The 6,016-nt window shown below is 74.5% G+C and carries 5 protein-coding genes and 1 pseudogene; 3 read left to right on the plus strand and 3 right to left on the minus strand.

The window, feature by feature from the left end; translation table 11 throughout:
* Nucleotide 1: 1 nt before the first annotated feature.
* The gene (locus tag F593_RS0112265) at nt 2-976 is read left to right on the plus strand and encodes an aldo/keto reductase (RefSeq protein ID WP_028721644.1); all 975 of its coding nucleotides are present in this window, start codon (nt 2-4) and stop codon (nt 974-976) included.
* A gap of 114 nt (nt 977-1,090) precedes the next feature.
* On the opposite strand, the gene F593_RS28325 is transcribed toward F593_RS0112265, so the two are convergent.
* Nucleotides 1,091-1,807, minus strand: a complete 717-nt coding sequence (locus tag F593_RS28325; protein ID WP_022929051.1) for a hypothetical protein — start codon at nt 1,805-1,807, stop codon at nt 1,091-1,093.
* Nucleotides 1,808-1,979: 172 nt separating this feature from the next.
* On the opposite strand from F593_RS28325, the gene F593_RS0112275 reads away from it, so the two are divergent.
* Nucleotides 1,980-2,513, plus strand: coding sequence for a hypothetical protein (locus tag F593_RS0112275; protein ID WP_022929052.1), 534 nt, complete (start codon nt 1,980-1,982; stop codon nt 2,511-2,513).
* Nucleotides 2,514-2,564: 51 nt separating this feature from the next.
* Here F593_RS0112275 and F593_RS0112280 read toward each other — a convergent pair whose 3' ends face one another.
* Entirely contained in the window at nt 2,565-3,242 is a 678-nt protein-coding gene (locus tag F593_RS0112280) for a TetR/AcrR family transcriptional regulator (RefSeq protein ID WP_022929053.1), read from the minus strand.
* Nucleotides 3,243-3,394: 152 nt separating this feature from the next.
* Between F593_RS0112280 and F593_RS0112285 the strand changes: the two genes are divergently transcribed.
* Nucleotides 3,395-4,891, plus strand: coding sequence for an MFS transporter (locus F593_RS0112285; RefSeq protein WP_022929054.1), 1,497 nt, complete (start codon nt 3,395-3,397; stop codon nt 4,889-4,891).
* 103 nt (nt 4,892-4,994) lie between these two features.
* Here the strand turns inward: F593_RS0112285 and F593_RS28330 are convergent.
* A pseudogene (locus tag F593_RS28330) lies at nt 4,995-6,016 on the minus strand (hypothetical protein); the annotation flags it as partial.

Here is a 6,016-nt window from a genome sequence, read left to right on the forward strand (position 1 = left end):
CATCCCCACCGTTCCCCTGGGCACCCAGGGCCTCTCCGTCTCCCGCCTCGGCCTCGGCTGCATGGGCATGTCGGAGTTCTACGGCGACGCCGACGAGACCGAGTCGATCGCCACGATCCACCGGGCCCTCGAGCTCGGCGTCACGTTCCTCGACACCGCCGACATGTACGGCGTCGGGCGCAACGAGGAGCTCGTCGGCCGCGCGCTCTCCGACCGTCGCGACCAGGTCGTGCTCGCCACGAAGTTCGGCAACGTCCGCGACCCCGAGAACGAGGGCTTCCGCGGCATCGACGGCTCGCCCGAGTACGTGCGGTCCGCCTGCGACGCGTCCCTGAAGCGCCTGGGCGTCGACCACATCGACCTCTACTACCAGCACCGCGTCGACCCGAAGACGCCGATCGAGGAGACCGTCGGCGCGATGGCCGAGCTCGTCCAGGCGGGCAAGGTCCGCTACCTCGGGCTGTCCGAGGCCGCGCCGGACACGATCCGCCGCGCCCACGCGGTCCACCCGATCTCGGCCCTCCAGACGGAGTACTCCATCTGGGCGCGGGAGCCCGAGGTGGAGATCCTCGCGACCGTCCGCGAGCTCGGCATCGCCTTCGTGCCCTACAGCCCGCTGGGCCGCGGGTTCCTGACGGGCACGATCCGGACGCTCGACGACCTCGCCCAGGACGACTTCCGCCGCCACCAGCCGCGGCTGCAGGGCGAGAACCTCGAGAGCAACATCGCGATCGTCGAGGTCGTCGACCGCATCGCTGCGGACCGCGGTGCCACCGCCGCCCAGGTCGCCCTGGCCTGGGTCATGGCCCAGGGCGACGACGTCGTGCCGATCCCGGGTACGAAGCGCCGCGCGTACCTCGAGGACAACGCCGGCGCGGTCGACGTGACGCTCACGGAGCAGGACCTCCACGACCTGGGGGAGGCCGGGCAGGCGATCGGCGAGCGCTACCCGGACATGTCCTCCATCGACGAGTAGGACCGCGGCCGCCACCCACGGTCGGCCGGCCACCCGCGGCCGGCCGGGCGTGGCGTTCCCGCCTGGCCGGCCCGGTCCGGGCCGCCGGGCCGGATCTACCGCCCGTCCGTCCGCTCAGAGACCGGACGGGTGCGCCGGCGCCACCGCGGGCGGGGCCGGCTCGCCGTGGGCGCGACGCAGCGTGAAGTAGAGGACCGCGGTGGCCAGCGCGCTGATGGGTGAGACGAGCGCGCCGAGCAGCACCTGGACGAAGCGGCCGACGCCGTCGCCCGAGGCCTCCGTGAAGATCGCCGCGACGAACGCGACGCCGATGACGAGCAGCAGGACGAGCAGGAGCAGGCCGAGCACGCGCTTGCCGTTGCCCCGCACGAGCTCGCGGCTGCGCCCGAACGCCGCCCCGATCCCGAGGCGCTCCACGACGACCACCGGGGCCACGACGGCCCAGATCGTGAGGAGGATCAGACCGGGGACGATGAGGAAGATCATGCCGATGCCCGCGCCGACGCCGGCGAGGACGCTGACGATGAGCAGCCGCGGGAGCACCGGCGCGACCTCGGCGAAGAGCTCGCCGGCGCCGCGGTCCCCGGTGCCGCCGGTCTCCACGTCGCGCACCAGCCCGGCCACGATGCCCTGCAGGAACGTGGCCGCCACGAGGGAGATGCCGAGCCCGATGCCTGCGCCCCCGGTGCCCGCGTCCCGCAGCGCGTAGGTGGCGATCGCCTCGAAGAGGGCGATCACGAGCGCGAGCGGGAACAGCACCGCGAAGTGCTGACGGAAGAGCTGCAGCGCACGGTCCAGCACGGCGCCGGGGGAGATCGGTTCGGGCGTCATCCCGGCGGATCTTCGCCGACGTGGCGCGTCGCCGCGCCCCGGCGGCGTCCCAGGGTCCTCCCAGGCGGGCCTCGGACGGCTCCCACGCGCGGCCCCGGCGGATGCGTGCGGGTGGCGTGCTGGTCCCGCCATGACCGGGGCCCGGGAGTCGGTGATCGGCGACGATGGGGGCATGCGCTCCCGCCGCTCGTCCGCGACCCCGCGCTCCCTGTGCGTCGCGGTGCTCGTCGGGGTCACGACCGCGGGCGGCCTCGCCGGCTGCGGGGGCGACGCGTCGCCCGAGCCCGGGTTGGCGGCCGGCACGGCCACGTCGCCGCGGACGACGACCACCGATCGGCCGTCGGCCACGACGGGGACCGGTGCCGACGCGCCGACTCGCGCGGCCACGCGGCGCCCGCCCGCGCGCTGGACGGCGCGCTGCCCGACGAGGACGAAGAGCCCGCTGGGCTGCCGTGGCGTGCGCGCCAGGGTGCTGTCGATCCAGTCCGTGGACCCCGACGGCGACGGCGACCTCCACGTCGTGGCCGTCGGTGGCTCCGTGACCGGCCCCGGGCTGACGGTCTTCGACGTCCGCCCGGCGCTGCGGCCGAAGCGCGACCCGCGGCCGGGGGAGTGGGTCACGGGCGCCGGGCCGGTCTTCCGCGGCTCCTACCGCCAGCGGCAGATCCAGGTCGACGTCTTCCGGGTCTGGCGTCCGCGGGGCTGACGGCCGACGGCGGGCGCTCCGCCCCGCCGCGGGCCGCGGCGGGGGGCGAGGTCAGCCGCGGGGCGGGCGCCAACCCGACATGGCCCGCAGCACGCCGTCGCGATCGAGCGGCGGGACGGGCATGGGCGAGTGGGCGTGGCCCTCGGCGCGCAGGCCGTCGAGCACGACGGTGAGCAGGCGCCGCCAGACCTCGGGGTCGACGTCGCGGGTGTAGTCCGCGACGGCGCTGACCATGAGCTGGACGAGCGGGACGTCGTAGGGCGACGCGTCGGGCCGCAGCGCACCGGCGTCGTGGGCCCGCTCCACGAGCCGCACGACGAGCGGCTCGATGCGGTCGCGGCCGCGGGGGCCGCAGCCACCGGACTCGCTGATTCCCGCACCGAGCAGCAGCTCCTTCAGCCCGCGGTTGTGCGCCTGCTTCTCGAGCGCGACCCGGAAGAAGTGCTCCAGGCCCTCCCACGCGTCGTCGATCGCGAGCGCCTCCTCCGCGACCCCGGCGATCGTGTCGAGCTGGTCCTCGAACAGCGCGTCGATCAGCGTCTGCTTGTCCGGGAACCGCCGGTAGACCGTGCCGACGCCGACGTCGGCGTGGTGGGCGATCTCGTCGAGGCTGACGCCGAGCCCCTGCTCCGCGAAGAGCGTGCCGGCGGCGTCCAGGATGCGCCGGCGGTTGCGCTCCGCGTCCTTCCGGAGGGGCCGCCCCGTGGCCTCCTCGGGGATCGAATTCATAGGTACAGGCTAGCGGCATCCGTGTATGCGGAGGCTCACACTCCAATTGGAGGACAGCTCTCCGTTTGATTGCTACGGTGTTTGTCAGGACTGGGCAGCCCTGCGCTCCCGCGCCTCCTGCCCGTCGTCGTCACCACCTCCGAAGGACCCGCATGTCTTCCTCCCCGACCGCCGCGCCGGTCGACCCACACCACGAGCGCCGCTGGCTCATCCTCGGCATCCTCGGCATCGCGCAGCTCATGGTGATCCTGGACGCCACGATCGTGAACATCGCGCTGCCGTCCGCCCAGGGCGACCTCGGCTTCGACGACGAGAACCGCCAGTGGGTCATCACGGCCTACGCCCTCGCGTTCGGCTCGCTGCTGCTGCTCGGCGGCAAGATCGGCGACCTCGTCGGCCGCAAGCACATCTTCATCATCGGCCTGGTCGGCTTCGCCGTCGCCTCGGCCCTCGGCGGCGCGGCGGGCAGCTTCGGCGTCCTCGTCGTCGCCCGCGCCCTCCAGGGCGTCTTCGGTGCCCTGCTGGCGCCGGCCGCGCTGTCCCTCCTGACGACGACGTTCACGGACCCCGTCGAGCGCAACAAGGCCTTCGGCGTCTTCGGCGCGATCGCCGGCGTCGGCGGCGGCGTCGGGCTGCTGCTCGGCGGCGTGCTCACGGAGTACCTCTCCTGGCGCTGGTGCCTCTACGTGAACCTCTTCTTCGCGATCCCCGCCGCGATCGGCGCGTTCACCGTCCTGCACGGCGGCACGCAGCACGGTGCCGGCCAGCGCCCGAAGCTCGACATCCCGGGAACGGTCGCCGTCACCGGCGGCCTCTTCGCCCTCGTCTACGGCTTCTCGAACTCCGAGACGAACGGCTGGGGCGACTCCATCACGATCATCTCGCTGGCGCTCGCCGTGATCCTGCTGGTCGCCTTCGTGGTCATCGAGCAGCGCGTGAAGAACCCGCTCCTGCCGATGCGCGTCGTCCTCGACCGCAACCGCGGCGGGTCCTACCTCGCCTTCGGCATCGTCAGCACGGGGATGTTCGGCGTGTTCCTGTTCCTGACCTACTACCTGCAGCGCACGCTGGGCTACTCCCCGGTGGAGACCGGCCTCGCGTTCCTGGCGATGAACTTCGCGATCATGGCCTCGATCGGCGTCTGCAGCCAGGTGCTGCTGCCGCGGTTCGGCCCCCGCCCGCTCGTCTCGGGCGGCATGGCTCTCGCCGCGGTCGCGATGGCGATCTTCGCGCAGCTCGAGACGTCGTCGAACTACGTGACCGGCGTCCTCCCGGGCCTCATCGTCATGGGCCTCGGCATGGGCGGCGTCTTCTCCGCCGCGATGGCGTCGGCCACCCTCGGCGTCGACCCGAAGGACGCCGGCGTCGCCTCCGCCATGGTCAACACGACCCAGCAGGTCGGCGGCTCCATCGGCACCGCGCTGCTCTCGACGCTGTTCGCCAGCGCCGTCACGAGCTACGCGACGGACAACGCCGGCCGCCTCCAGGGTGCCCAGCTGGCCGGCGAGGCCGCGATGCACGGCTACGTCACGGCGTTCTGGATCGCCGCGGGCATCCTCGCCTTCGGCGCCCTCGTGACCGGACTGCTGCTGCGGCCGGGCGCCGTCCCGGTGGGCGACCCCGACGCCGCGCCGGTGATGGCGCACTGACCCGCGCCGCGCTCCGGCGCGGCGCCTGCAGGACCCGGAGGGCCGCGATGCGTCGCGGCCCTCCGTCGTTCCGTGGTGGGCCCGTTCGGCCGCGCCGACGTCCTCAGCGGGGGGTGCGGACGGTGAACGTGCTGCTGAGGACGGTGGCGGGCCGGCCCGTCCGGCGGATGACGATCCGGATGCGGTAGCGGCCGGTCGCCGCCGCGGCCTCCGGGAAGACCACGACACGCTGGGACCCGGTCCGGCGCAGTGTGCGCTGGCCCGTGGCGATCGTCCTGCCGCCCTGGGTGATCGTCACGGTCACGGTGCGCGTCGCGGTGCCCCGGACGAGCTCCACGACGCAGCGCGCGCGGCGTCGCCGGGTGGCGGGGGTGCAGCGGTAGACGGCGGCCTCGCCGTTTCGGCCGCGGGGGCCGATGAGGCCGACGTGTCCGGCAGGTCCGGGTCGGCCGGCAACGCCGCGGTGGCCGGGAGTGCCCTTCGCGCCGGCCGCTCCGGCGGCGCCGACCGGACCGGGAGCACCCTGCGCGCCCGTCGCACCGGACGGACCGGCCACCCCCGGTGCGCCCTGCGGCCCCGACGCGCCGTCCTGACCGTCACGGCCGGGACCACCGCCGGCGCCGGCAGGACCCTGCGGCGCCGCGCCGGCCTCACCGGTCAGCGACACGATGTCGCCGAACAGCCCGCCACCCGCGAGGACCTGCACCTGGGCGGTGCGCATCGGCCGCGCCGTGTCCAGCGCCGGGACGAACCGCACCCAGAAGGTGCACGTCCCGCCGACGGGCAACGTCTCGCGCGAGCAGTCGTCCGCGGTCAGGACGAAGTCCGACGCGTCCGGACCGGTCAGCCGCAGCCGCCGGACCTCCGCGGGCACCCCGGCCGTGTTGCGGACCGTCAGCCGCTGCGCCGGGCCCGCCGTCCCACCCGCCTGCACGCCGAACGGCGCCGGGGCGCCCGACGTCACCGTCGCCGCGCTGGTGTTGCGCAGCACCGTCACCGAGCGTGCAGTGAGGTTGGCGGTGGCGATGTCGGGGCGTCCGTCGCCGTCCAGGTCACCGATCGCCAGCGCGAGCGGGTTGGCGCCGGTGGTGCCGGCGGTCGTGGCGGTGTAGCCGTCGCCGGTCG

Origin of the sequence: Patulibacter americanus DSM 16676 (genome assembly GCF_000420025.1) — a bacterium.
Classification (GTDB): Bacteria; Actinomycetota; Thermoleophilia; order Solirubrobacterales; family Solirubrobacteraceae; genus Patulibacter; species Patulibacter americanus.